19 protein-coding genes and 1 riboswitch are annotated in these 22024 nt (G+C 39.8%); of the genes, 16 read left to right on the top strand and 3 right to left on the bottom strand.

What is annotated here, in order from left to right; genetic code table 11:
• The first annotated feature begins 227 nt into the window (after positions 1 to 227).
• A riboswitch (SAM riboswitch) is annotated at positions 228 to 331 on the top strand.
• Between the two features lie 511 nt (positions 332 to 842).
• The 9 genes from KO561_RS12655 (at position 843) to KO561_RS12615 (ending at position 11633) form a co-directional block, all read left to right on the top strand.
• Positions 843 to 1952 (top strand): 5-methyltetrahydropteroyltriglutamate--homocysteine S-methyltransferase, encoded by a 1110-nt coding sequence (locus KO561_RS12655; RefSeq protein WP_231093640.1) that lies wholly within the window; start codon positions 843 to 845, stop codon positions 1950 to 1952.
• A 75-nt stretch (positions 1953 to 2027) separates the two neighbouring features.
• Complete coding sequence (locus tag KO561_RS12650) at positions 2028 to 2741, top strand: phosphoadenylyl-sulfate reductase (protein WP_231093639.1); 714 nt, start codon at positions 2028 to 2030, stop codon at positions 2739 to 2741.
• 74 nt (positions 2742 to 2815) lie between these two features.
• Positions 2816 to 4642 carry an assimilatory sulfite reductase (NADPH) flavoprotein subunit gene (locus tag KO561_RS12645; protein ID WP_231093638.1) on the top strand — a complete coding sequence of 609 codons (1827 nt, stop codon included), beginning with the start codon at positions 2816 to 2818 and terminating at the stop codon, positions 4640 to 4642.
• A 22-nt stretch (positions 4643 to 4664) separates the two neighbouring features.
• On the top strand, positions 4665 to 6392 hold the full coding sequence (cysI, locus tag KO561_RS12640) for an assimilatory sulfite reductase (NADPH) hemoprotein subunit (protein WP_231093637.1): 1728 nt from the start codon (positions 4665 to 4667) through the stop codon (positions 6390 to 6392).
• A 34-nt stretch (positions 6393 to 6426) separates the two neighbouring features.
• Positions 6427 to 7578: a sulfate adenylyltransferase gene (sat, locus tag KO561_RS12635; protein WP_231093636.1), complete on the top strand. Its 1152-nt coding sequence runs from the start codon at positions 6427 to 6429 to the stop codon at positions 7576 to 7578.
• 17 nt (positions 7579 to 7595) lie between these two features.
• Complete coding sequence (gene cysC / locus KO561_RS12630) at positions 7596 to 8201, top strand: adenylyl-sulfate kinase (protein ID WP_231093635.1); 606 nt, start codon at positions 7596 to 7598, stop codon at positions 8199 to 8201.
• A gap of 43 nt (positions 8202 to 8244) precedes the next feature.
• Positions 8245 to 10041 carry an SLC13 family permease gene (locus KO561_RS12625; RefSeq protein WP_231093634.1) on the top strand — a complete coding sequence of 599 codons (1797 nt, stop codon included), beginning with the start codon at positions 8245 to 8247 and terminating at the stop codon, positions 10039 to 10041.
• A 20-nt stretch (positions 10042 to 10061) separates the two neighbouring features.
• Entirely contained in the window at positions 10062 to 10835 is a 774-nt protein-coding gene (gene cobA, locus KO561_RS12620; protein WP_231093633.1) for a uroporphyrinogen-III C-methyltransferase, read from the top strand.
• 15 nt (positions 10836 to 10850) lie between these two features.
• Positions 10851 to 11633: a sirohydrochlorin chelatase gene (locus KO561_RS12615; protein ID WP_231093632.1), complete on the top strand. Its 783-nt coding sequence runs from the start codon at positions 10851 to 10853 to the stop codon at positions 11631 to 11633.
• A 51-nt stretch (positions 11634 to 11684) separates the two neighbouring features.
• Here the strand turns inward: KO561_RS12615 and rpsD are convergent, their stop codons facing one another.
• Together rpsD and KO561_RS12605 are read right to left on the bottom strand one after the other, a co-directional pair.
• Positions 11685 to 12287: a 30S ribosomal protein S4 gene (rpsD, locus tag KO561_RS12610; RefSeq protein ID WP_231093631.1), complete on the bottom strand. Its 603-nt coding sequence runs from the start codon at positions 12285 to 12287 to the stop codon at positions 11685 to 11687.
• A 281-nt stretch (positions 12288 to 12568) separates the two neighbouring features.
• Entirely contained in the window at positions 12569 to 13054 is a 486-nt protein-coding gene (locus tag KO561_RS12605) for a GAF domain-containing protein (protein WP_231093630.1), read from the bottom strand.
• Between the two features lie 134 nt (positions 13055 to 13188).
• Between KO561_RS12605 and refZ the strand changes: the two genes are divergently transcribed.
• The 6 genes from refZ (at position 13189) to KO561_RS12575 (ending at position 20345) form a co-directional block, all read left to right on the top strand.
• A complete protein-coding gene (refZ, locus tag KO561_RS12600) occupies positions 13189 to 13806 on the top strand; it encodes a forespore capture DNA-binding protein RefZ (protein ID WP_231093629.1) in 618 nt (205 codons plus the stop codon).
• A 340-nt stretch (positions 13807 to 14146) separates the two neighbouring features.
• The gene (gene ezrA, locus KO561_RS12595) at positions 14147 to 15847 is read left to right on the top strand and encodes a septation ring formation regulator EzrA (RefSeq protein ID WP_231093628.1); all 1701 of its coding nucleotides are present in this window, start codon (positions 14147 to 14149) and stop codon (positions 15845 to 15847) included.
• A 128-nt stretch (positions 15848 to 15975) separates the two neighbouring features.
• Entirely contained in the window at positions 15976 to 17109 is a 1134-nt protein-coding gene (locus KO561_RS12590) for a cysteine desulfurase family protein (protein ID WP_231093627.1), read from the top strand.
• Positions 17110 to 17115: 6 nt separating this feature from the next.
• Positions 17116 to 18309: a tRNA uracil 4-sulfurtransferase ThiI gene (gene thiI / locus KO561_RS12585; RefSeq protein WP_231093626.1), complete on the top strand. Its 1194-nt coding sequence runs from the start codon at positions 17116 to 17118 to the stop codon at positions 18307 to 18309.
• Between the two features lie 96 nt (positions 18310 to 18405).
• Entirely contained in the window at positions 18406 to 18615 is a 210-nt protein-coding gene (locus KO561_RS12580) for an alpha/beta-type small acid-soluble spore protein (RefSeq protein ID WP_231093625.1), read from the top strand.
• 137 nt (positions 18616 to 18752) lie between these two features.
• On the top strand, positions 18753 to 20345 hold the full coding sequence (locus tag KO561_RS12575; RefSeq protein ID WP_231093624.1) for an amidohydrolase: 1593 nt from the start codon (positions 18753 to 18755) through the stop codon (positions 20343 to 20345).
• 106 nt (positions 20346 to 20451) lie between these two features.
• Here the strand turns inward: KO561_RS12575 and KO561_RS12570 are convergent, their stop codons facing one another.
• Positions 20452 to 21252: an NAD kinase gene (locus tag KO561_RS12570; RefSeq protein ID WP_231093623.1), complete on the bottom strand. Its 801-nt coding sequence runs from the start codon at positions 21250 to 21252 to the stop codon at positions 20452 to 20454.
• A gap of 136 nt (positions 21253 to 21388) precedes the next feature.
• Here KO561_RS12570 and KO561_RS12565 point away from each other — a divergent pair, with 136 nt between their 5' ends.
• The gene (locus KO561_RS12565; protein ID WP_231093622.1) at positions 21389 to 22012 is read left to right on the top strand and encodes a DUF2953 domain-containing protein; all 624 of its coding nucleotides are present in this window, start codon (positions 21389 to 21391) and stop codon (positions 22010 to 22012) included.
• Positions 22013 to 22024 lie beyond the last annotated feature (12 nt).

The raw sequence follows: 22024 nt of genomic DNA, 5'->3' as shown, positions 1-22024 counted from the left end.
ATTCGCTTAACTTAAGGGCTTCCAGCCGATGACCCTATTCTCTAAAAAGAAAAGTGAGAATGATTCATGTCCTTTTCTTAGCTCAGTTTGATTAGTTAAATAAGAATATAAGATAAATCAAATACAATGTCAACAAGTAATTTTAAAATATATTTTTTCTAAAAAAGAATATTGACAATAATTAGGAACCCTTGTATAGTGAATTTAACAGAAAATTTCCATAATATTTCTTATCCAGAGAGGTGGAGGGACTGGCCCAAAGATACCTCGGCAACAGGCTTTTAAAGAACTGTGCTAATTCCAGCAAGCTACTAAGCTTGGTAGATAAGAAGAGTCGAACTAATTATGTTAACCTCTTCTTATTGTGCAAAGAAGAGGTTTTTCTATTGTAGGTAATTATAAAATTTGCCTGGTGTGGATAACATACTGCAATAGCCACGTTCAGCTCCAGTTCAGATATGCGCCCAACGTTGGCATACCCCTATGAAGGGGCATGTTTCCTTTATCTCCGACGAAGGAATGTTCGATTAAGACCGCCGCTCCTGAGCGGCAAGCCGAACCACCTGGCTTGGCCAGGCGCAGTCCGTACGTGGCCCCGGCAAGGGGTCTGCAGGCGTTGTCCGCATAGGACGGTTTTAGTCTGTAATCCTTAAACCCGGGCGCCCCGAGCTTTTGTTCTTACTTGGATGAAGAAAACAACTTATGTAAATAACTGATTAGCGTCGCTTACCGACTAGTCAACTAGAGGTAGCACTTTCCTTTGAGGATGGTGCTATCTCTTTTTTTTATGGTGTTTGTAACATGTAAATGTTCAAAATAAATGAAAAGTGGAGGAGATTTTAATGGCAGTTACTGTAACAAAAGCCCCTTTTAGGGCAGACCACGTAGGGAGTCTATTACGACCTGAGAATTTACTTCAAGCAAGAGAAGCTTATAAACAAGGTGAGATCTCAGAGCACCAATTACGGGAGGTTGAAACAAAAGAGATCAAAAGAATTGTAGATAAGCAAATAGAAGTAGGGTTAGAACTAGTTAGTGATGGAGAATTCAGACGGAGATTTTGGCACACAGACTTTTTAGAACATTTGAATGGAATGGAAGGATATGTTCCCGAGGTTGGGTATATTTTTCATGGAAATGAAGAAACAGAACGATACAACATACGTAATAACGGCAAGGTTTCTTTTAATCTGGAGCATCCCTTTATTCAAGATTTCCTTGAGTTTAATGACATTGTTGGTGGTCGGGCCGTTGCCAAACAAACGATACCAAGTCCAAATCAATTGTTTCACGAAGGAATAAGAGATAAAACGGTCTATCCCGATATTGAGGATTTTGCTAATGACGTAATTCAAGCATACCGGGATGCAATCCAAGCGTTTTATGATGCAGGTGTCCGTTACTTGCAGTTAGATGATGTCTATATTGCTGGTCTTTCAGCACCATCTCTTCCATTTAATCAAGCTCAAGGTGAGTACGGCAGAGAAGAGCTAATCAACTTAGCATTAAGAGTAATTAATGGTGTGCTAGAAGGTAAACCGGAGGATTTAATAGTGACTACCCATCTTTGTCGTGGTAATTATCGCTCCAATTGGGCATTTGAAGGGAGCTATGACATCATCGCTCCTATCTTGTTAGCAAAAGAAAAAGTGGATGGATTTTTCCTTGAATATGATGATGAACGGTCCGGAAGCTTTAAGCCGTTGCAACATATCCCGAACGGTGGTCCGAAGGTTGTATTAGGTGTTGTTACCTCTAAACGGGGAGAGTTAGAAGATGGAGAATATATTAAAGCACGTATAAAAGAAGCATCTAAGTATGTGCCTTTAGAGCAAATATGCTTAAGTCCGCAATGTGGATTTTCCTCTACGCATCACGGAAATAAGTTGTCGGAAGAGGAGCAATGGGAGAAGCTACGTTTTATCGTAGAGTTAGCGAAGGAAATTTGGTAATTGGATGTTACATGGTAGCACCGTGATGGTTATGAAAAAATGGAAGATGAGGTTAAGGAGGAGGTAAGGAAAATCATGCTTTCCTATGAAAATTTCTCTAAGGATCCATTTGTTGATTGGAATCCTACCGATCAATCGAAAGGTGCTTCTAAAGTATTAGAATGGGCTTATCAACACTTTCAAGAGTCTATCATATACTCATGTAGTTTCGGAGCGGAAGGGATCGTTTTAATCGACCTTATCTCTAAAGTGAAGAACGATGCGAGCCTTTTATTCTTGGATACGGACCTTCACTTTCCAGAGACATACGAGCTTATTGAAAAAGTAAAACAACGTTATCCTAATCTGCAAATCAGGATGTTGAAGCCAGATGTAACACTGGAGGAACAAGCTAGCAAACATGGGAGTGCATTATGGAAAAGAGATCCAGACCAGTGTTGTTACATTAGAAAAATGAAACCATTAGAAGAGGCGCTCTCTGGGGTAACAGCTTGGATTTCAGGACTTAGGAGAGAACAATCTCTTAGTAGAAGGAACACCAACTTTGTGAATAAGGATGAGCGCTTTCAGTCTATAAAGGTTTGTCCGTTAATTCACTGGACTTGGGAGGATGTATGGCAATACATTAGGGATCACGGTTTGGACTATAACGAACTGCATGACCAGAACTTCCCAAGTATTGGCTGTATCCCTTGTACATCAGCTGTTTTAGATGGGGGAGATAGTAGAGCCGGAAGATGGCAAGGTACGAGCAAGACGGAATGTGGGTTACACACACCGAGATCTTGATAACCTCCTCCACTCATGCAGTTACCTGTGAAAAGATAAAAAATGATCGAAAATCCTTTTGTGAGGTGGCATTGTTGCAATTTCAAGTAGTGAATAGTCCCTTTAGTCGAGAGCAGGCCGACCTTTTAAATCAGCTGATGCCGACACTAACTGATAAGCAAATCCTTTGGTTAAGTGGGTATCTTTCTGCATCAGCATTAACTGAAAGAGGCACAGATTTACAAAAAGCTTTGAAGGCAGAAGGCTCTGTAGAAAATAGAGCACCGGTTCCACAACGTGAAATAACCATTCTTTATGGTACGGACACGGGAAACGCCCAGCAATTAGCAGAAGAGTTCACCGTAAAGCTTAAAGAGCAAAAGCTTTCAATTTCTACTTATTTAATGGATGATTTCAAACCAAAGGCAATTCAAAAGGTTGAAGATTTATTGATTATTACAAGTACCCACGGTGATGGAGACCCACCAGATAATGCAGTTGCTTTCTATGATTTCCTTCATAGCACAAGAGCACCAAGGTTAGATGGACTAAGATACTCTATCTTGGCTCTTGGAGATAGTAGCTATGAATTTTTTTGCAAAACGGGTAAGGATTTCGATAAGCGCCTAGAGGAATTAGGAGCTGAGAGAATACTACCAAGAGTAGAGTGTGATCTGGATTTTGAGGATCCGGCTAACCAATGGATGGAGGATATTACTTCTAAAGTATTAGACGAACATTCCAATAGTGGTGAAGTTGGATCTACAACCGAAGTGGTTGCACCTGCTATGCAAAAAGAGTACTCCAAGAAAAATCCGTTTCATGCAGAAATAGTAGAAAATATTAATTTAAATGGACGCGGCTCTAACAAAGAAACACGTCATCTAGTACTTGATCTCGAGGGATCTAATTTGCATTTTGAACCAGGAGATAGTCTAGGAATCGTTCCAACTAATCATCCCATGCTTGTTGACCAGATCATAAATAAAATGGGGTTTAATCCAGATGAACAAGTACTTATAAACAAAGATGGGGAGTTAGATACTGTACGAAATGCTTTATTATCAACCTATGAAATTACGAAACTAACCAAACCGTTGATTGAGAAATTAGTAGATGTCTTTGAAAACCAATCGCTAAAGGAGTTATTAGGTTCCAACCGTGAAGAGTTGAATCAGTATTTGGAAGGAAGAGATGTATTAGATCTAGTTCAAGACTTTGGACCATGGGAGGCAACAGCTAGTGAATTTATTAGTGTTCTACGGAAACTGCCATCCCGTTTATATTCCATTGCCAGCAGTTGCCAAGCCAACCCCGATGAAGTTCACTTAACAGTCGGAACCGTTCGATTTAAGGCTCATGGACGGGACCGTATCGGAGTGTGCTCTGGTAAAATTGCCGAACAATTAGAAGTTGGGGATAAGATTCCGGTATACGTCCAACGAAATAAAAGCTTCCGATTACCAGAGGATCCAAGTGCACCTATTATTATGATTGGCGCTGGAACGGGTATTGCCCCATACCGATCTTTTCTAGAGGAAAGGGAAGAGCTTGGAGTTACTGGAGAAACTTGGTTATTTTTTGGTGAGCAGCATTTCATGACTGATTTTCTTTATCAAGTGGAATGGCAGAGATGGCTAAAAAGCGGGGTGCTTTCCAAGATGGATGTGGCATTTTCAAGAGATACGGTTAGCAAAATTTATGTTCAACATCGAATGCTTGAAAAAAGTCTATTACTGTACGAGTGGTTGGAGAATGGGGCCTATCTATACGTTTGCGGGGATGAAAAACATATGGCCAAAGATGTTCATCAAACCCTTCTTACTATTATTGAAAAAGAAGGTGGCAAAACAAAAGAGGAAGCGGAAGAGTTTTTGGTCACTTTGCGCAAGGAGAAGCGCTATCAAAGAGATGTTTATTAATACTGGATGGGAGGAGTTCATCATGTCAAAGAAGTTTCCATATGAAGCAGGTCCTCCGAGTGAGATGGAAAAAATAAAAGCGGATAGTAATTACTTACGAGGCTCACTAGAAGAAAGCTTTGAGGATCCATTAAGTGCAGCTATACCTGATTACGATGGGAAACTCATAAAATTTCATGGAAGCTACATGCAGGATGACCGTGATATCCGATTGGAGCGTAAGAAGCAGATGCTTGAGCCTGCTTATCAGTTTATGATTCGTGTACGGCTACCAGGTGGAGTGGCTACACCAGAACAGTGGTTAGTTATGGACGATTTAAGTAATCAATACGGAAATGGCACCCTAAAACTTACGACACGACAAACTTTTCAAATGCATGGAATCCTAAAATGGAATATGAAACCGACGATGCAGCATATTCATCGTGCTCTTTTGGACACGATTGCTGCTTGTGGTGATGTGAATAGGAATGTCATGTGTGGTGCTAATCCATATCAGTCTGACGTACATGCAGAGGTACAGGATCTTGCTCAAAAAGTAAGTGAGCACCTTTTACCTAGAACGAAAGCGTATCACGAAATTTGGTTGGATGGGGACAAAGTGATCGACAGTCGTGAGGAGGATGAACCGATTTATGGGGAACTTTATTTGCCACGTAAATTTAAGATTGGTATTGCCGTTCCTCCATCCAACGACATTGATGTATTTTCCCAAGACCTTGGCTTTATCGCGATTGTCGAAAACAACCAACTAGTAGGCTTTAACGTAGCCGTTGGAGGTGGAATGGGAAGTACACATGGAGATACGACTACCTACCCGCAAGTTGGAAAAGTAATCGGTTTTTGTCCAAAGGATAAGCTGGTGGATGTTGCGGAGAATGTCATTACCATTCAACGCGATTATGGGAACCGGTCTAGTCGAAAGCACGCGAGATTTAAATACACGGTGGATCGACTAGGAAAGGAATGGATTTTGCAGGAGTTAAATAGACGATTAGGGTGGGAGCTTGGAGTTACACGAGACTTTGAATTTGAGCGTAACGGGGATCGATATGGCTGGGAAAAAGGCGATGGGAAATGGCACTTAACACTTTTTATCCAAAATGGGAGATTACTTGACACAGGCGAGTATAAGTTAAAAGCAGCTATTCGAGAGATTGCCAAAATCCATCGTGGAGAATTCCGGTTAACTCCAAATCAAAATCTAATTGTAAGTAATGTTACGGATAAAGAAAAATCATCCATCGAAAAACTAGTAAAGAAATTCAGGCTAACCGATGGACAAGAAAATTCGGCACTACGAAGAAATTCGATGGCTTGTGTTGCTCTTCCAACCTGTGGCTTAGCAATGGCAGAGTCAGAGCGTTATCTCCCTTCTTTAATAGATAAGCTCGAAACATTATTAGATGAAGCAGGTTTACGGGAAGAAGAAATTACGATTCGGATGACCGGTTGTCCAAATGGTTGTGCCCGCCCAGGGTTAGCAGAAATCGCTTTTGTTGGAAAAGCACCAGGCAAATATAACTTGTATCTAGGTGGTAGTTTTCATGGTGATCGCCTGAACAAATTATATAAAGAGAATATCGGTGAAAAGGAGATACTTAGCACGCTTAGCCCTATATTGTTTGCTTATGCAAAAGAACGTAAGGAAAAGGAGCACTTTGGCGATTATGTCATCCGCGCAGGTTATGTGGAGGAAGTCAAATCAGGACTGGATTTTCATCGTGTTCCAAGTGAGGTAAGGAATTAGTGAATAACGATTTTACACTATGGGAGGTTCAAGTATGACAATCGAGCCACATGGAGGCACTTTAATTAATCGAGAATTAATAGGGGATGAAAGAGAAGAAGCACTCCTTAAAGCCAACGCTCTTCCAACCTTGACGATTTCAGCATGGGAAATATCGGATTTAGAGTTAATTGGGATTGGAGCATTTAGTCCCCTTAACGGTTTTATGGGGAAGGAAGACTATCAAAGTGTCCTCGATCAGACACGTCTTGCAGATAACACGATTTGGAGTATTCCGATTACGTTATCTGTTGCAGCTTCGGAAGAGAGTCATTATCAAGTTGGCGATGAAATCACACTTAAAGGGGAAGACGGGATTATATACGGTACCCTCGCTGTTGAAGAAAAATACACCATTGACAAGCCACTGGAAGCTAAAAAAGTGTATGGAACAACAGATGAAGCTCACCCAGGTGTAAAGAAATTATTTGAACGGGGGGATATTCATCTAGCTGGGCCAATTACTCTATTGAATCGACCGAGTCACGGAAAGTTTGCAGCCTTTTATAAGGATCCTAGTGAAACGAGAAAACTATTTGAGGAATTAGGATGGAACACAGTCGTTGGATTTCAAACTCGAAACCCTGTCCATCGTGCACACGAATATATTCAGAAAATAGCGTTGGAATCGGTTGACGGCTTATTGTTAAATCCTTTAGTCGGAGAAACAAAGACAGATGATATTCCAGCAGCCGTTCGAATGGAAAGCTATCAAGTTATTTTGAAAAACTATTATCCGGCTAATCGGAGCCGCTTAGTGATATACCCTGCCGCGATGCGCTATGCAGGACCGAAGGAAGCCGTATTGCATGCAATTGTTCGAAAAAATTATGGTTGCACTCACTTTATCGTTGGGCGCGATCATGCCGGAGTAGGAGATTACTATGGAACCTATGAGGCACAAGAATTCATAAGTGAATTTGAAGAAGAATTAGGCATTCACATTTTTAAATTCGAGCACGCCTTTTATTGTACAAAGTGTGAAAATATGGCCACAGCTAAAACATGTCCACATGATAAGGATAATCACGTGCACTTAAGTGGTACAAAAGTACGTGAAAGACTACGAAATGGGGAACAGCTACCGAAGGAATTCTCACGACCGGAAGTGGCGAATGTCCTTATCCAAGCACTAAAGCAAGCGTAAAGGGGATGGAAAATAAAATGAGTACATCTAGCCATATTGTTTGGCACGAATCAAAGGTAACAAAGACGGACAGAAGAAAGTTAAAAAAACATTATAGTGTTTTACTTTGGTTTACTGGCCTTTCCGGTTCAGGGAAGTCCACAATTTCTGTTGAGCTGGAAAAAGCTTTATATGAACTCGGGGTTCACACGTATCGATTAGATGGAGACAATGTCCGGCACGGTTTAAACAAAAATTTAGGGTTTAGTCCACGTGACCGAACAGAAAATATTCGCAGAATTGGAGAAGTATCTAAGTTAATGGTGGATGCAGGTCTAATTACCTTAGCGGCATTCATTTCCCCTTTTCGTGAGGACCGTGACCAAGTTCGCGAGCTATTCGATCCAGAAGAGTTTATAGAAATCTATGTGGACTCAAGTTTGGAGGTTTGTGAACAGCGAGATCCGAAAGGCTTATATAAAAAAGCAAGATCAGGAGAGATAAAAGGGTTTACGGGGATTGACGCTCCATACGAAGAACCGCGTTCACCAGAGTTAGTTATTCGAACGGAAGACCAATCGGTACAAGAAGCGGTGCAAATGATTTTGGAATACATGATTACCCATCACTATATAACAAACTAGCTTAAGGGAACATGTTTCCACCGGAAGAGAGGGGGCGACTTGGATGACATGGGAAATGTTGTTTACATTATTCGTTGTCCTAACGATGATGGTCTGCTTAGTAAAAGAGGTTGCTCGTCCTGATTTGACAGTATTTATAGCACTGATTATTCTACTTGCAACAGGAATACTGACAACGGAGGAAGCAATTGCAGGTTTCTCCAACGAAGGAATGCTCACGGTTTGTCTGCTTTTTGTTGTAGCGGGTACATTGCAGAAGAGTGGGATTATGGAACGCGTTATGTACCAGCTCTTGAAAAAGAATAAGGAAGAAAAACGATCCTTAAGTAGACTACTTATACCGGTTACAGGAGTATCCGCTTTTCTAAATAATACGCCTATCGTGGCAACACTTACACCGATTGTTCGCAAATGGTGCATGGATCATAACATTTCTCCATCCAAGTTCCTCATCCCCCTTTCCTTTGCTTCTATTCTAGGGGGACTTCTAACATTAATGGGAACGTCGACAAACCTAGTCATTCATGGCTTAATGTTGGAAAGAGGGTTAGAGGGGTATTCGTTATTCACTTTGACCATTTACAGCTTGCCGGCGTGTATTTTAGGAATTACGTACCTCGTTACACTTGGATACAAGCTACTACCTAATTATCATCATGTAGATTATACGCTGAAAGAAAAAAGCGATGAATATTTGATCGAAACAATCGTGGAAGAGAATTATCCTTTTTTAGAAACCCCCATCATTAACAAAACGGTGGAAGAGGCAGGGCTAAGAAATCTAGAAAGCGTCTATTTAATTGCGATTATTCGTAAAGAAGAAAAGATTTATCCTGTCCATGGCGGAACCATTATAAGGGCGAATGACCATCTTATCTTCACAGGGAAAATATCGAACATAGCGGACATTCAAGACATAAAAGGTCTTACACTAAAAGCAGATACAAAAGTGAACCTGGATAGGCTACAAAATGGCCAGGATCGTCTGATGGAAGTTGTGATTTCTCATCAATCTTCCCTTGTCTATCAAAGAATCAAGGATACGGGGTTTCGGGCAACATATGATGCAGGCGTCTTGGCTGTCCATCGCGACAATGTACATATCGAAAGTAAAATTGGTGATATCGTTTTACGGCCGGGGGACACCCTTTTGCTCCTAACGGGAAATGATTTTGAAAAACGTACGACTTATTCGAATGACTTTTATTTCGTATCCCCAGTCGAAGATCACCCGTTGGTAGAAAAAGTGAACGCAACCCGCCCATTGTTGACTGCCTTGATCTTTACCATCATGATTATTTTGGTTAGCTTGGATGTATTGTCGATGTTTAAAGCAATGAGTATGACTGTTGTGCTTTATCTGTTATTCAAAATTGTATCCTTTCATGAAGCAAAAGAGTTTGTCCATTTTCACGTACTACTCTTAATCGCTAGTTCATTCGGTATTGGCACCGCCCTGTTTAAGACCGGTGCGGCAGATTGGATAGCCAGTTATTTGATAAAGCTTTCTATTCCACTAGGCGACTTAGGAGTGTATATTTTTCTATACTTCATAACGGTCGTGTTTACAGAAATCATCACGAACAATGCGGCAGCTGTTTTTATGTTTCCCATTGCTGTTGAGGCAGCGAACCAGTTAGGAGAAGATCCATTAGCTTTTCTAGTCCTTATTACCATTGGTGCATCTGCTAGTTTTTTATCACCGATTGGATATCAAACCAATTTAATCGTGTATCATCCGGGGGGATACAAATTCGTCGATTTTTTTAAGGTCGGACTTCCTTTAAGTTTGATCGTAATGCTAAGCACGATAGCGACCGTTTATTGGATGGGTTTATAAAGAAAAAGGGAGGGATCATGTTGGGGAAAGTATATTTGGTAGGAGCTGGACCAGGAGATCCGGAATTGCTAACGCTTAAAGGATTAAGAACCATTAAGGAAGCAGATCTTATCCTGTATGATCGGCTAGTAAATAAGGAACTATTAGGCTATGCGAAACCGAGTGCTGAACTGATTTATTGTGGAAAAAAGCCTGGGGAAAGCGCATTACGTCAGGATAATATTAATCTTTTACTGTGTCAATTTGCGCAAGAGAACAAAAATGTAGTACGGCTTAAAGGTGGAGATCCGTTTATTTTTGGAAGAGGTGGAGAAGAAGCACTTGCCCTGCAAGCACAAGGGATCCCTTTTGAAATTGTACCTGGCATAACATCGGGAATCGCCGCTCCAGCCTATGCAGGTATTCCGTTGACACACCGTAATCTTAGCTCTTCTGTTACGTTTATTTCTGGATTTAATCCGGAACACGAGACGGCACAATACTGGACACATTTAGTGGAAAATGTGGAGACCCTTTGTATCTATATGGGAGTGAAAAAATTGCCCGTGATATGTCAAAGGTTACTTGCCCATGGGATGAATGCGTTAACTCCAGTTGGCATTATTCAATGGGGAACAAGGAGTGATCAAAAAACAATTACAGGAACATTAACGGATATCTCCCATCAAGTGGATCACATACAAAATCCAGCCATGATAGTGATAGGGGAGGTTGTCCGTTTACGTGAGCAATTGCAATGGTTTGAAGAAAGCAAAGGAGTAGATGAGCACAAACAGAACACTATTGTCATTTAATCGAGGGGGAGACCATTGAAAGCAATATTATATGTTGGGCATGGAACACGTGTACAAAAAGGAAAAGAGGAAGTTATTCAATTTGTGAAAGGCATTGAACCACGTATTGATGTACCACTACAAGAAATCTGTTTTTTGGAGATTTCAAGCCCTTCCATGGAAGAAGGTGTGGCATCTCTTGTTAAACAAGGCGCAACAAAGATTTCCGTTGTTCCTCTTTTATTGTTAAGCGCTACTCATGCCTATTATGATATTCCATTGGTCATTCATAGTTTGCAGCAACACTACCCAACCGTTACCTTTTCATACGGTCGTCCAATAGGTGTGCAAGAAAGGATAATAGATGTATTAGAAGAAAGACTGAATCAAGTGGAACAAAATACAAAAGCACTCGTATTGTTAGTAGGGAGAGGAAGCTATCATCCAGAAACAAAAGTTGATATCAATAGAATTGCTGACAAACTAAGAAGACGTGTTTCCTTTCAAATAAGAACCTGTTTTCTAGCAGCAATCAAGCCTTCCTTTGAGGATGCACTTGCCGAGGCAAGCTCCAGAAACACTTCTATTATCGTTTTGCCTTATTTATGGTTTGACGGATTATTGATACGTTCGATGCAAGAAGAAATGGCTCCACTCTCTCATAAAGGAATTATGCTTTGTTCACCGCTAGGAGATCATCCGATTATGAAGCAAGCTGTGGTAGATCGAGTACGGGAGTCGTGGTCTTTTCCATTTATCCACGATGAGAGTCAGAACCTGATGTTTTCTTCTAAGAAACTACAACCTATAGAAGAATGAATATAAACTAAAACCCCCAAGATGAACATCTTGGGGGTTGGCTTATGTCTATTAACGTGAATAGAACTCAACGATAAGAGCTTCGTTGATCTCAGCAGGTAATTCAGAACGCTCTGGAAGACGAGTGTAAGTACCTTCTAGGCTATCTTCGTTGAACGTTACGTAATCTGGTACGAAGTTATTAGCTTCTACAGATTCTTTCACGATATCTAGGTTACGAGATTTTTCACGTAGACCAATTACTTGACCAGGTGCTACACGGTAAGATGGGATGTCAACACGACCTCCATCTACAGTTACGTGACCGTGGTTAACAAGCTGACGAGCTTGTCTACGAGTACGTGCAAGACCTAGACGGTAAACAAGGTTATCCAAACGGGATTCAAGAAGAATCATGAAGTTTTCACCGTGAATACCTTTCATTTTACCAGCTGTTTCAAATAAATTGCGGAATTGACGTTCGTTAATTCCGTACATGAAACGAAGCTTTTGTTTTTCTTGTTGTTGTAAACCATATTCTGATATTTTCTTACGTTGGTTTGGACCATGTTGTCCAGGTGGGTAAGGGCGTTTGTCTAACTCTTTGCCAGTACCAGTTAAAGAAATACCAAGACGACGAGACTTCTTCCATACAGGACCTGTATAGCGAGACATTGTACATCTTCTCCTTTTATATATAAGATTTGCATAAAAAAAGACAGTGTGTTCCTATTCCATAAGTCATTTTGTTTTTATGCACCATCGCTCCAGCAGCAGAGAGTTACACGATACACCTTTATTGGCCTTTGCCAATAAGGAACAAAATGATACTAACGGTGGTTCACATAGGCTACCTTTTCATTACACAAAGAACATTATAAAATTTATAGAAGGCTGTGTCAACAGTGAATGCTTTAAGCATAAAGAAAAGACTTGGAGAAACCAAGTCTTTTACATTAGATATATTTCTTCAACACTTCTACAAATTGTTCTAAATACTTCTGATCTACTTCATCAAATCGATTTGTAATGGGACTATCAATGTCTAGTACCCCATATCCTACTCCATCCTTTATAATGGGGATAACGATCTCGGACTGGCTTGCCGCATCACAGGCGATGTGACCAGGGAATTGATTAACGTCCTCTACACGGACGGATTCCTGTTTTTCAAATGATGTTCCACAAACCCCGCGTCCAGATTTGATACGATTGCACGCTGGCAGACCTTGGAAAGGTCCGAGTACAAGCTCATCTTCTTCATCCTTCCAGATGTAGAAGCCTACCCAGTTTACTTCATCTAAAAATTGATTTAGAAGTGCAGAGGCATTGGACAAATTAGCAATAGTGTCGGACTCATCCATAACAATCGCCTCTAATTGTTTAAGCAATAATTGATAATCTTTTTCTGTTGAACCGCTGTAGCTTTCTGTTTTAAACAATGTAACCCCTCCCTTTAGTGAAAAAACGACAAAAATCTTTCTAGTTCTTTGCTAGAGGCTCGATAATTGACGAGCGAATCTTGCAGGACTCCGTACATCAATGTCGTAAAAAGTGATATAAGGAGTTGAAGAAGATGAAAAACAATGTAACAAGGCAAAAAGTGATGGATGCTGCTTGTCAATTGTTTTATGCCAAAGGATATCATGGCACTTCTGTTCGTGATATTGCGAAAAAGGCAGATGTCAATGTTTCCCTAATAAACTATTACTTTAATAGTAAACAAGGTTTGTTAGAATCTGCAGTGGTAACGTATTATGAAAGTTACCTAAAAGAGTTAGAAGCCATCACGCAACAAACCGAACAATCTCCTTCATTAGAAAGATTGAAACAAATGGTTTCGTTCATTATACAGTATAAGCAAAAAAGACATCAATTTACTTGTTTTATACAAAGAGAATTAACGATAGACTCCGTTTTTGTTCGAGAATTAATGGTTACTTACTTGGCTAAAGAAAATCATCTCATTAAGTCTGTGTTTGAAAAAGCAGTCGAAGGGACAAATCATTCCGAAATAGATAGGCAATTTTTTCTCCTACAATTAAAAGGGTTGCTTATTACACCGCAAATGACTGCTAATGAGTGGAGGGAACAAGTCACCTGGGATCAGTCACAAGATTTATTTATCACGAGGTACTCCCATACCGTACATCAATGGTTAGATTTCGTGACAAAAAAACGGGAAGAAGGCTGAGAGAACAAGTATTCTCTAGAAATAGAGAAGCTTGTTTTTTTCTCGCATTAAGAAAGTACAAAACTTCAGCAAGAAGAATTTGAATCTAAGTTAAGTGAGACTAGTGGTCAACCCGTGACTAAAAGCGTGACTTCCCGAAGTTTCTATGCATTTTTTTTAGGGATAATTTCGACAAAAATCCCGCAAATAAAACGAATGCTTGATAGTTTTTGTCAGTTCTTAAATTTATTTGAAAAAATATAGCCAAAAAAGGTAGGGAACATGGTATCATAGTGGTATTATAATAATTCAATTTACGAATGATCCTTATAGATAAGTACGTGCTGATAGGAGGCTTTTTATGGCTTATATCATTGGATTTATACTCTTTTTAATTGCGCTAATCGTAGTAGGATTGATTTTAAGAAAAAGAGTATATGATGAAGTCGATCGATTAGAAAACTGGAAAATGGATATTATGAATCGCAATGTAACTTCTGAATTATCTCGAGTTAAAGACCTTAATTTATCAGGGGAAACGCAAGATAAGTTCGAATCATGGAAGGATAGATGGGAACTCATTCTTACGAGAGAACTACCGGATATTGAAGAGTACTTGTTAGATGCTGAGGAAGCGGCGGATCGATATCGTATATCTACTGCGAAGAAAAATCTTCGTGCGGTGAATGAGATTTTAGGACGAATCGAAAAGAGCATTGAACAAATTTTTGCCGAGGTTGACCAATTAATGGAGGCAGAGCAACATACGAGACAAGAAATTGAAGATATTCAACCTCGTATAAAAGAACTTCGTAAAATGATGATTCAAAATCGTTTCCAATATGGAAAAGCCGAGATTCGTTTTGAAGTGGAATTTGATGAGTTAGATGGTAAGCTACAACAATACTTTGATCTAACTGATTCTGGAGATTACACAGAAGCACAAGTCATTGTAGATGACTTAAAAGAACATCTAGAAAAAGTGGAATACGAAATGGAAGTGTTCCCAGAGATCTACAAGAGCTGTAAACAAACATTACCGACACAAATTGATGACCTTTTTGCTGGGCTGAAGGACATGAAAGAAGAAGGATATCGCATTGAACAAATGGGGTTTGAAAAGGAACTCCACAAGTTCCAAGAGAGATTGGTCGCTTCTGTTCTTGATCTTGAAAAAGGAAATATGAGTGATGCGATTGAAGTATCCGAACACATTGATCAACGATTAAAAGAAATGTATCAGCTTTTAGAAAAAGAAGCGCTATCGAAAAACTTTGTAGAGAAGCATTTCCCAAGTTATGAAAAACTGATTGAGGATTCTTTAAAGGATTTCCAAGAAACAAAAGATGAAATTGAAAGCTTACAACATACTTATTATTTTGAAGATAGTGACTTAGAATCCCATTTGAGCCTAGAGAAGTGGATGCAATCTATCCGTAATCAATTTGAGGAAATAAAAGAAGAAATGCAAAGTGATAAGGCAACCTTTGTTTCGATGAGAGATGCGTTAGAAGTAAGCTCTAAGGACTTAGAAGAATTACAACTAAGACATACAGAATATAAGGAACAAATTCGTACGTTACGAAAAGACGAGCTAGAAGCAAAGGGAAAAGTCCATGAAATGCGCAAGCAACTCTTTGATACGAATCGAAAGTTAAAGAAGAGTAACATCCCAGGTGTTCCTTCTTATGTTTGGGGCTTATTAACAGAAGGTAGCGAAAAACTAGAAAAAGTATTATCTAACTTAGCAAAACAGCCGTTAGACATGGGAGAAGTACAGCATTCCTTGGATGCTGCGGAGAAAGCTGTGAACGCTGTTATGGAGCAAACCAACCTGTTGCTGGAACAGGCGGAGTTAGTTGAATTAGTCATTCAATACGCAAACCGTTATCGAAGTCAGCATGCTATATTGGCGGCAAAGTTGTTAGAAGCAGAAAAAATGTTCCGGAATTATGAATATGAAAATGCTTTAGAACAAGCTGTACAAGCTCTTAAAGAAGTAGACCCTGATGCAATTAAACGTTTAGAGGAAAGAAAATATAGTGAACTAACGAGTTCTTAGAAGCCACATCCTAGTGATGTGGTTTTTTTCATCCATCTGTGTAATGAGGGCCAAGTATTTTCATAACAATAGGAAAGAAAGTGTGATAATATTAGTAATTGGCATACGTGTTTGATAGGAGAATAAACATGATTTATTTAGATAATAGTGCAACCACAAAACCTTATAAAGAAGTGCTTGATAGCTTTCACCAGGTTTCCACAACGTATTTTGGAAATCCATCCTCTATTCACCAATTAGGTACGGAAGCGGAGCAGTTGTTGTCTGCTGCAAAACGGCAAGCTGCTCAGTTATTGCAGGTGAAAGAGGAAGAAATCGTCTTTACATCTGGTGGAACAGAGGGGAATAACACCGCCATTAAAGGTATTGCTTATGAGCATGTAAATAGAGGGAAACATATTATTACATCAAGAATCGAGCACCCATCTGTTTTGGAAACGTGTAAAGCGTTGGAAGGACAGGGCTATGATGTGACGTACTTACCGGTTGACGAAGTAGGAAGAGTTTCGGTGTCTGATCTTGAAAAGGCAATTCGTTCTGATACCATTCTAGTGACTATCATGCATGTTAATAACGAAATTGGAACCATTCAACCAATCGAGGAAATCGCAGAGGTGTGTAGTCGTTATCCAAAGCTATATTTTCATGTCGACCACGTTCAGGGGCTAGGGAAAGTACCACTTTCATTGGAAAAGATTGACCTTTGTACAATGTCAGGTCATAAAATACACGGCTTAAAAGGGACAGGGGTTCTCTACATTCGAAAAAATATTTCCTTATTTCCATTATTACATGGAGGAGAACAGGAATTTGGTTATCGATCTGGCACAGAGAACCTTCCTGGTGCAGTTTCTTTCGTAAAAGCACTAAGAATGACTTTGGAAAAACAGAGTCAAGATAAGGGAAAACTAGCAGATATACGACAGGCGCTTTCTGAAAAATTGCGTGATATGGAGGGTGTCATCCTTCATGATAGTGAACACCATGCCCCGCATATTTTAAATTTTTCGTTACCTGGCTTTAAACCAGAAGTGGTCATCCACGCTATAGAGAAAGAGGGCTTTATTATTTCTACGAAGTCTGCATGTTCCTCGAAAAATAAAGATGAGAGTGCTGTGTTAGCGGCTTGTGGTTTACCGAAAGACAGAACAACTTCCGCACTACGGGTTAGCTTATCGTATTCCAATACGATGGAGGAGATTCATTCCTTTAGTTTAGCTTTTCAATCCGTCAAACAACAATTGAGCAAAGTAATGGGGTAGATAAGAATGAACTATGATCATATATTAATTCGTTATGGCGAAATGTCATTGAAAAGGAACAATCGTAAGATCTTTGTGAATCAACTGCATGAAAATGTCCGGTTGAAGCTACATGATTTTTCGGGGATTAAAGTAAAAGCTAACCGAGACCGAATGTATATTCTCTTAAATGGACAGGATCCTGAACCGATTTTAGATAAATGTAAGGACGTATTTGGGATTCAAAGCTTTAGCTTAGCAATTAAAACGGATAATGAAGTAGAAGCTATCAAAGAAGCTGCATTATATGCGCTGGAGAATGCCCATGCAAAAACCTTCAAAGTAACGACGAAGCGAATCGATAAACAGTTTCCAATTGGTTCTCAGGATATGAATCAAGTTCTGGGTGGTCATCTTCTTTCAAATACAGAGGGATATACCGTAAATGTCCATCAACCGGATGTGGAGATTGTCGTGGAAATCCGCCCAGAAGCGACATATATTACATCAACCAAAATTAAAGGAGCGGGCGGTTTACCTGTAGGCTCCTCTGGTAAGTCGTTGCTTCTTTTGTCGGGTGGAATTGATAGCCCAGTAGCCGGCTATCTTACCATGAAGCGAGGCGTTAAACTAGAGGTGATACATTTTCATTCCCCTCCGTTTACTAATGAGCGAGCGAAACAAAAGGTACTTGATTTAGTGGCGAGATTAACAGAATTTGGTCATACCATTCAAGTGCATATGGTTCCTTTTACAAACTTACAGCAAAAGATTCATCAACATATTCCACATGGCTATTCCATGACGGTAATGCGTAGAATGATGCTTCGCATAAGTGAAGCAGTAGCGAAGCAGCGTCAAATCCTCTCTCTAACTACTGGAGAAAGTTTAGGACAAGTTGCAAGTCAAACGATGGAAAGTATGCATGCGATTAATGCAGTGAGCTCATATCCTGTACTTCGTCCATTAATTGCGATGGATAAAGGAGAGATTATTCCGATTTCAAAAGAGATTAAGACTTATGATATATCAGTTCGGCCATATGAAGACTGTTGTACCATTTTTATTCCGAATGCTCCAAAGACGAAGCCACGCTTAGAAAAGGTGGAGTTCTTTGAAAATCAGCTGGACTTAGAAGAAGACTTTCAAGAAGCATTACAACAAATCGAAACAATGGAAGTTACCGCAAATCGTTCTGCTGAGTTCCAGGATCTTCTCTAACCAACTGGAAGCAGATGAAAGAACTACCAGTTCATTTTTTGTATGTTCCCTCTCGATTCTGCACATTATAGAAGTGTAGCGAGGAGGTGAGACATCATGGCAAGCAACAATAGTAATGAACTTCTAGTAGCTGGTGTGGAACAAGCACTTGATCAAATGAAGGTAGAGATTGCACAAGAATTTGGTGTTAATCTTGGAGCTGATACAACTTCTCGTGCTAACGGATCTGTTGGTGGAGAAATCACTAAACGTCTAGTGCAAATGGCTGAATCTCAGCTTGGAGGCCAACCATTTGGCGGACAATAATAAAATATAAATTGGCTGAAAAGGGAGTAGTTTCGACTACTCCCTTTTTCCTGTTTGAAAATAGTCATTCTAGTTGCAATTCAACCTAAAGGCTGTTTATGATGAAAGGAATACAGTAAAGAAGGAGCTCGAAGTATATGGGTGTTTTATGGTACGGGGGTACCTTTTATTCAATGGAAAAAGAGGGAGATAAAATGGATGCCGTTTTCACGTCTAATGGTGTTATTCAGGCTGTAGGTACAGAAAGATCCCTCCGTGAAACATATAAAAATCAAATTACAGAGGAACATAACATCAAGGGCGCTACAGCGTACCCAGGATTTGTCGACAGTCACCTACATATTATTGGGCATGGGGAGAAATTAACCCATTTGGACCTTTCGCCTATGAAATCGGCCGAAGAAGTTTTGGCTGCCTTAGAGGATAGAGTTCAAACCATGCAAAAAGGGGAATGGCTCGTTGGGGAAGGATGGAATGAAAACCAATGGGAACATCCTCGAATTCTTTCAAAAATAGAGCTAGATGAAGTAGCTCCTGACCAACCGATGATCCTAACAAGAGTATGTCGTCATGCCATTTTAGCGAATAGCAAAGCCATTCAGTTAGCCGGTATTCACAAGGATACACCAGACCCGCAGGGCGGGTTGATTGAAAGAAATGATAACGGGGAAGAAACAGGATTCTTCTTAGATACAGCCCAAGATATCATTAAAAAAGTCGTACCCGAAGTATCGGAAGAATATTTGAAAAACTTAGTAGAAAAGAGCGTTGATGATCTAACTCGACTTGGATTAGTTGGTGGTCATACAGAAGATTTGAATTATTATGGAGGCTATAAGAAGACCTACCAGGCTTTTAAAAGAGGAATTAACGGAAAACAGAGAAAGTTCAGAGCTCATTTGCTCATACACCATGGTGTATTTGATGAAGTGATGGAAGATGGATTGGACTATGGTGATGGGACGGGATTTATTGAACTTGGGGCTATGAAAATATTTAGCGATGGAGCCCTAGGAGGGAGAACGGCCTGGTTAAGCGAGCCTTACGTGGATGAACCGGGCAATTATGGGATCCCCATTCATAGCGATGAAGAGCTAGAGGTACTTGTAAAAAAAGCCCGTGAAAAAGATATGCCTGTCGCTGTTCATGCAATTGGAGACAAGGCGGCCATAACAATTGCTCGATTGATTGAGAAGTATCCGTTGCACAAAAACCGTCGTGACCGTATTATTCACGCACAAATCGTAAATTCAGAACTACTAGATATTTTGAAACGTGTTCCAGTTGTATTGGATATTCAACCGACCTTTGTTGCTTCTGACTTTCCTTGGGTGATCGAAAGAGTTGGGTTGGAAAGAGCTAAACAATCTTATCCATGGAAAACATTTTTGGAGTTTGGAATTCCTTGTGCAGGTGGTTCAGATGCGCCAATTGAAAGCGTAAATCCTTTACTTGGAATCCAGGCAGCAGTTTTACGCCAATCTTCTATGGACGGAAAAACATATAACGAGGATCAATGTCTAACCTTATATGAAGCTATTTCCCTTTATACGAAAGGAAGTGCATTTGCCATTAGTAAAGAGAATCAAATGGGCAAGATTGCACCAGGTTACGTGGCCGATTTTACCATATTGGAAGAGGACTTATCACAAGTTGAACCGTCAGCTATTTCACAAGTAAAAGTAATGAAGACAGTGATTGATGAAGATGTCGTGTATCAAACAAAGTAATAAAGAAGAGGAAACCTTCTCAATTTTAATGGAAGGTTTCCTTTTTTTTCAAAAATGACTTTTTTTATTATTTAACAGAAGAAAATGCTAGCTGCATCTTACGCCCTTACAAGAAAGTTCGTTTTACGCGATCCCAATAGGAATTGTTTTTTAATTTTACCGTTTTCACAATTTGATTACTCATTGTAATGGTGAGATCGCGAATGTTTCTAACCGAGTATGCCTCGTTGTCAAAGCCGATAATCGGATAATCATTGCCATCCTGAATAATTTCCAAACGTAAGGTTCTTTCTTTATCTAAAATAAAGGATGAACCGAGTGTACGGTAACGATTGTTATTTAAACTTGCAAGCTCGCTCACTTGGAAGCATGGTGTTTTAGGATCGACAACCGCACCGTGTGTCGACTTGTTATAGCCTGTACTACCTGTAGGTGTTGCTACAATTAAGCCATCGCCTCGGAAGCGTTCGAAATGATTATCATCAATAAATACGTCTATGACAATCGTTTTGATAAGTGTGGAACGAATACTTACCTCGTTTAAACATAGGAAATTAGTTTCCTCGTTTACACTCACATCAATTACCGGGAACCTTCTTACTTCCAACTCTTCATTCATAATAGAATGAACCATATCATCATAATTTTCTAAATTAAAATCACAATATAATCCCGCTTCATTATGTCTAGCGATTCCCGTGTATAAACAATCTTGGCGAAATCCAGTCTTTCGAACGGCTTGTAAAAAGGCACCGTCGCCTCCGACACTTATAATAACATTTGCGTCCTCTGCATCTTCAACAATAGAAAAATTATTGTCTCTCGCAAGTTTGAATAGTGGTTCCAATTTTTGTTCAAGTTCTTCTTCCTTTGGATAATAAAAATATAGGTTTCGACGTGTATCCATCGTGGATTCCTCCATTCATTATGTAACCAATCTTCTTCTCCATCGTATCATCATTTTTATGATTATCCCAGTGGGAGTGAATTCAGGGTTTAAACCTTCCCTACTATGAAAATAATGAAGGTATGGAGGTGGGCTCATGTTCTGGTTTATCGTCATTTTACTTTTTATTCTTTTATGTATTGTAGGACTTTTTTTGCCAATCTATGCAACAGTGGACCTTATACTTATTCCGAAACAGAGTGAAGGAAAGATAATCTTAAAAGTATGGAAATTACCGATTTTGAAAAAGACGATTTCTTTTAGTGATCGGGGATCAATGATCGATATTCCTCAGATGGATCACACAGAATCTTCTTACTCTGACCCTTATGTTCGAAAATTGGATATGGTGAGAAACTGGATTGAGTCTTCCAAGCAGTGGAAACGAAATATTGAACGGTTACTTCGGCCAGTCAAAATCCACCGCTTCAATTGGATAAGTAGAGTTGGGGTGGGAGATGCTAGTATGACAGGTGTCCTATCCGGTAGTGTCTGGGCTATGAAAGGGACTATTCTTCGGTACATGGGTGAACATATGAATTTCAAAACAGAACCTTCGATTCAAGTGATTCCTTTGTTTCAACAAGCGTTCTCTATGACTAAGGTAGAATGTATGGTTTCCATTCGAATCGGACAAGCTATATACGCATTCATTCAACTATTAAAAACTAGAAAAAAACAACAGAAAAAAGTTCGGACTAGTAATTTGACACAATCCTAAGGAGGAAGAAAG

It is taken from the genome of Radiobacillus kanasensis, from assembly GCF_021049245.1.
Classification (GTDB): domain Bacteria; phylum Bacillota; class Bacilli; order Bacillales; family Amphibacillaceae; genus Radiobacillus; species Radiobacillus kanasensis.
This window is presented reverse-complemented; position numbering and strand designations above follow the sequence as displayed.

Bases quoted from the DNA above. Each gene is read 5' to 3' on its own strand.
- cysC (WP_231093635.1), top strand. From the start codon at position 7,596: ATGAGTACATCTAGCCATATTGTTTGGCACGAATCAAAGGTAACAAAG.
- KO561_RS12625 (WP_231093634.1), top strand. From the start codon at position 8,245: ATGACATGGGAAATGTTGTTTACATTATTCGTTGTCCTAACGATGATG.
- thiI (WP_231093626.1), top strand. From the start codon at position 17,116: ATGAACTATGATCATATATTAATTCGTTATGGCGAAATGTCATTGAAA.
- sat (WP_231093636.1), top strand. From the start codon at position 6,427: ATGACAATCGAGCCACATGGAGGCACTTTAATTAATCGAGAATTAATA.
- KO561_RS12655 (WP_231093640.1), top strand. From the start codon at position 843: ATGGCAGTTACTGTAACAAAAGCCCCTTTTAGGGCAGACCACGTAGGG.
- refZ (WP_231093629.1), top strand. From the start codon at position 13,189: ATGAAAAACAATGTAACAAGGCAAAAAGTGATGGATGCTGCTTGTCAA.
- KO561_RS12575 (WP_231093624.1), top strand. From the start codon at position 18,753: ATGGGTGTTTTATGGTACGGGGGTACCTTTTATTCAATGGAAAAAGAG.
- KO561_RS12565 (WP_231093622.1), top strand. From the start codon at position 21,389: ATGTTCTGGTTTATCGTCATTTTACTTTTTATTCTTTTATGTATTGTA.
- ezrA (WP_231093628.1), top strand. From the start codon at position 14,147: ATGGCTTATATCATTGGATTTATACTCTTTTTAATTGCGCTAATCGTA.
- KO561_RS12650 (WP_231093639.1), top strand. From the start codon at position 2,028: ATGCTTTCCTATGAAAATTTCTCTAAGGATCCATTTGTTGATTGGAAT.
- KO561_RS12570 (WP_231093623.1), bottom strand. From the start codon at position 21,252: ATGGATACACGTCGAAACCTATATTTTTATTATCCAAAGGAAGAAGAA.
- rpsD (WP_231093631.1), bottom strand. From the start codon at position 12,287: ATGTCTCGCTATACAGGTCCTGTATGGAAGAAGTCTCGTCGTCTTGGT.
- KO561_RS12580 (WP_231093625.1), top strand. From the start codon at position 18,406: ATGGCAAGCAACAATAGTAATGAACTTCTAGTAGCTGGTGTGGAACAA.
- cysI (WP_231093637.1), top strand. From the start codon at position 4,665: ATGTCAAAGAAGTTTCCATATGAAGCAGGTCCTCCGAGTGAGATGGAA.
- KO561_RS12590 (WP_231093627.1), top strand. From the start codon at position 15,976: ATGATTTATTTAGATAATAGTGCAACCACAAAACCTTATAAAGAAGTG.